The organism is Saccharomonospora halophila 8, from assembly GCF_000383775.1.
GTDB classification, from domain to species: domain Bacteria; phylum Actinomycetota; class Actinomycetes; order Mycobacteriales; family Pseudonocardiaceae; genus Saccharomonospora; species Saccharomonospora halophila.
This window is the reverse complement of record NZ_KB912539.1, coordinates 11,215-15,374: the sequence shown is the minus strand read 5'-3', so window position 1 is coordinate 15,374 and position 4,160 is coordinate 11,215. Positions and strand designations below refer to the sequence as shown.

The following is a 4,160-nucleotide window of genomic DNA, read 5'->3' as shown; positions in this document are numbered from 1 at the left end:
CACTGTGCTCGCCGAACACCGACAGCCCCCGCGCGGCCCGCAGCACCGCGGGCCGGGCCAGTCCGCGCTGGACGGTGACCAGGAGCGCGACCTCCCCGGACGGCCGGGCCTCGTCGCCCACGGTGGGCAGTTCCACCTCGGGAGGTCGCACGTCCGGTGTCCGTGTCTCAGGCATCGATCGACCCGTCCAGCGGCGTGCCGTCGGTCAGGTGCGGGGCGATCTTGTTGTCGAACATCGTCAGCGCCGACCCGATCGCCATGTGCATGTCGAGGTACTTGTAGGTACCGAGCCGTCCGCCGAACAGGACGTTGCGCTCGTGCGCCTCCTTCTTCGCCAGCTCGCGGTAGCGCTCCAGCTTCTCCCGGTCCTGCGCGGTGTTGATCGGGTAGTACGGCTCGTCGTCGTCGTCGGCGAACCGCGAGTACTCCCGCACGATCACCGTCCGGTCGTCCGGGTAGTGGCCGCGCTCCGGGTGGAAGTGCCGGAACTCGTGGATCCGGGTGTAGGGGACGTCGATGTCGTTGTAGTTCATCACCGACGTGCCCTGGTAGTCCCCGGTGGGCACGACCTCCTGCTCGAAGTCGAGCGTGCGCCAGCCGAGCCGTCCCTCCGAGTAGCCGAAGTAGCGGTCCAGCGGCCCGGTGTAGACGACGGGCGTGCCCTCGGGGATCGCATCCCGCACGGCGAAGTAGTCCACCCCGAGCCGCACCTCGATGTTCGGGTGGTCGGCCATCCGCTCCAACCAGGCGGTGTAGCCGTCGACGGGCAGGCCCTCGTAGGTGTCGTTGAAGTAACGGTTGTTGAAGGTGTAGCGCACCGGCAGCCGGGTGATGATCGCCGGGGACAGCTCCTTCGGGTCGGTCTGCCACTGCTTGGCGGTGTAGCCCTTCACGAACGCCTCGTACAGCGGCCTGCCGATCAGCGAGACCGCCTTCTCCTCGAGGTTCCGGGCGTCCTTGGTGTCGATCTCGCTCGACTGCTCGGCGATCAGCTCCCTCGCCTCGTCCGGGGAGTGCGACTTCCCGAAGAACTGGTTGATCAGGTGCAGGTTCATCGGGAACGTGTAGACCTGCCCCTGGTACTTCGCGAACACCCGGTGCTGGTAGTCGGTGAACTCGGTGAACCGGGTGACGTAGTCCCACACCCGCTTGTTCGAGGTGTGGAACAGGTGCGCGCCGTAGCGGTGCACCTCGATCCCGGTCTCCGGCTCCGGTTCCGAGTACGCGTTGCCGCCGATGTGGTCCCGTCGCTCCAGCACCAGCACCCGCTTGCCGAGCTGCTCGGCGGCGCGTTCGGCCACGGTCAGGCCGAAGAAGCCGGAGCCGACGACCACCAGATCGAAACCGGAGTGTGCCTCGTTCGTGATGTCTGTGGAATTCGTGTCCGCGCTCACGCCCCGGAAGGCTACCGACGTGCCGCGACCCTCGTGCGACGAGGCCACGGTTGCCCGCCCCCCGGACGGGCGGCCGAGCCGCGCCGGGCCTTCCCCGCACGAGGGTCGAGCGGCCCCTGTATCCCCCGGTGCCTCGCGGCGCCTGTGTCCACTTCGACGCACGCGCTACCGAGGCGGTTCCCGAACTACGCGAACTCACCCGAACGAGTGGTAAGAGAGAGGTGCGGGCGGGGCCGGAACCACCCCGTGTCCGTCCTCACGCTCCCGAACCGTCCGGGCCCTCCGGGGTGTCCCGCGGCCCGGAATCCCCGGGAGCGGGGCCCTCGGGATCCGGGTCGTCGGGGTCCTCCCGGTCGGCGGGCTTCTCCCGGCCCTGCACCTCCGGCAGGAGGTCCTCGGCGATGCCCTCCAGCACCGCCTCCCTGCCCTGGTACGGCTCGCTGCTGCGCGGCCAGTGCACGACGACGTCGGTGAATCCGAGCTCGGCCGCCCGGCCGACGGCCTCGGCGAAGCTGTCCCGGCTGGTCAGGCTGTACACCGGGGCGGCGTCGAGGCTGAGGTAGCGGGGGACGCTCTCCGGGTCACGCCCGGCCTCGACGAGGGCGTCGGTGAACCGTCCGGCCTGGTCCGCCACAACCGACCACCAGCGCTGCTGGCTCTCCCCGACGCCCGGCCTGCCCGTGGTCACCCAGCCCTCGCCCGCCTCGGCGGCCGACCGCATCGTCCGCGGCCCCTCCGCGGCCAGAACGAACGGCATGCGGGGGCGCTGCACACATCCGGGGAGATTCCGGGCGGCGCGGGCGGTGTACCAGGTGCCCGAATGGTCGTAGCCGTCGACCCGCAGCAGCCCGTCCAGCGCGTCCACGAACTCGGTGAACCGGTCGGCCCGCTGCGCCGGGGACAGTTCGGGCCCGCCGAGGACCTCGGTGTCGTAGCCGAGGCCGCCCGCCCCGATCCCGAGGATCGTCCGGCCGTCCGAGACGTCCTCCAGGGTGATCAGTTCCCGGGCGAACGGGACGGGGTGCCGGAAGTTCGGGGAGGCGACGAACGTCCCGAGCGGGATCGTCCCGGTGACCATCGCCGCCGCGGTCAGGGTCGGCAGCGCGTTGAACCACGGACCGTCGACCAGGTGCCGCCAGCCGAGGTGGTCATAGGTCCAGGCATGGTCGAAGCCGTACTCCTCGGCGGCCCGCCACTTCGGTTCGGCGGCCCACCACCTGTCCTCGGGAAGGATCACGATGCCAACACGCACGGCGTCACACGCTATCGGTGAAACAGCACACCACGCAGCACGGGCGTGATCTGGGAAACTGGAGAGGTGCGCAGACCCGACCTGATCGCCTCCGATGTCGACGGCACCCTGCTCAACCCGATGGAGCGGGTGACCCCGCGCACCGTCGACACGGTCACGCGGGCCGTGGACGACGGTGTCCCGGTGGTGCTCGTGACCGGTCGCCCGCCCCGGTGGATCCCCCCGGTCGCCGACGCGACCGGCCTGACGGGGTACGCGGTATGCTCGAACGGGTCGATCGTCTACGACATCGACGCCGACCGGGTCCGGCACGTGCACGGCCTGCTCGACCCGGTGTTGCTGAACGACGTGGCCGACGCGCTGGACACGGCACTGCCCGGATGCCGGCTCGCCGCCGAGCGCATCGGCGCCACGGCCGTGGACCCGGACCGGCACAACTTCGTCATCGAGTCGGAGTACTCCAACCCGTGGGGTGACGGGGAGGGGTTCGTCGTCCCCCGCGCCGAGGTGGTCGGACATCCGGCGGTGAAGCTGCTGGTCAGCCACACCAGGATGGACTCGGACGAGATGGCCCTCGCCGCATGCAGCGTCCTCGACGGTGTGGTGGACATCACGTTCTCCTCCGGCAGCGGGCTCATCGAGCTCGCCGCGCACGGCGTCACCAAGGCGACCGGGCTGGAACAGGTGGCCGGGGAACTCGGGGTGGACGCCGAGAACACCGTCTCCTTCGGGGACATGCCCAACGACCTGGACATGCTGCGCTGGTCCGGCCACGGCGTGGCGGTGGCCAACGCACACCCGGTCGTGCTCGACGCCGCCGACGAGGTCACCGCGACGAACCACGAGGACGGGGTGGCGCAGGTGCTGGAGCGCTGGTTCTGACCCGGGCGTCGGCCGGGCGCCGGCTGAGTCGACTGAGCCGGCTGAGCCGGCTGCTCCGGCTACAGGCAGGAGACGTACTCGAAGTCGGGGTGCTCGGCCAGTCGCCCGACCAGTTCCGAGGCCATCGCGCGGCGCAGGTAGAGGGTGACCCAGTGGTCCGCGGGTGCGTGCCGGAAGCTGGCCACCTCGTACACACCGGCGTAGGCCGGGTGGATGCCGCACTGCTGTTCGTCGGTGTAGGCGTCCTCGTCCACGGCCACCAACGGGCGACGCACATTCACCACGTAGTCGTAGTCACGGGCGACGAAGCGGCCGTCCACGAACCCGCGGTCCGTGGCGTCCCGGGCGATGTGCTCGTCCGTCCGGCCGAACACGTCGAGCACCACGACCGTCGGGCCCGCGTGATAGGCGAGCGTGGGGGTCTCGTGGGTACTGATCACCGTGCCGTCCCCCAGGGTCCCGTCCAGCCACGTGCCGACCGCCGCCATCCCCGAGGTGGTGTGCCCGGTGGCGCGGATCGCGGGCAACGCCTGCGGGTGCATCGTGGTGACGACGAGGAACAGACCGCCCACGGCCAGCGCCGCGACCGGCGCCGTCCGGCGTCGCACCAGCGGCACACCGCCGTACGGCCG

At 70.7% G+C, this 4,160-nt stretch carries 3 protein-coding genes and 1 pseudogene; 1 reads left to right on the top strand and 3 read right to left on the bottom strand.

All coding sequences use genetic code 11. The annotated features are described in order from the left end of the window. Positions 1 to 167 precede the first annotated feature (167 nt). Entirely contained in the window at positions 168 to 1,394 is a 1,227-nt protein-coding gene (glf, locus tag SACHA_RS0110195) for a UDP-galactopyranose mutase (protein WP_019809431.1), read from the bottom strand. A 256-nt stretch (positions 1,395 to 1,650) separates the two neighbouring features. Beyond that, the gene (locus SACHA_RS21405; RefSeq protein ID WP_019809429.1) at positions 1,651 to 2,631 is read right to left on the bottom strand and encodes an LLM class flavin-dependent oxidoreductase; all 981 of its coding nucleotides are present in this window, start codon (positions 2,629 to 2,631) and stop codon (positions 1,651 to 1,653) included. Between the two features lie 81 nt (positions 2,632 to 2,712). Here SACHA_RS21405 and SACHA_RS0110185 point away from each other — a divergent pair, with 81 nt between their 5' ends. After that, positions 2,713 to 3,528 (top strand): HAD family hydrolase, encoded by an 816-nt coding sequence (locus SACHA_RS0110185; RefSeq protein WP_019809426.1) that lies wholly within the window; start codon positions 2,713 to 2,715, stop codon positions 3,526 to 3,528. A gap of 59 nt (positions 3,529 to 3,587) precedes the next feature. Here SACHA_RS0110185 and SACHA_RS21400 read toward each other — a convergent pair. Beyond that, positions 3,588 to 4,160 (bottom strand): annotated as a pseudogene (locus SACHA_RS21400) (hypothetical protein); the annotation flags it as partial.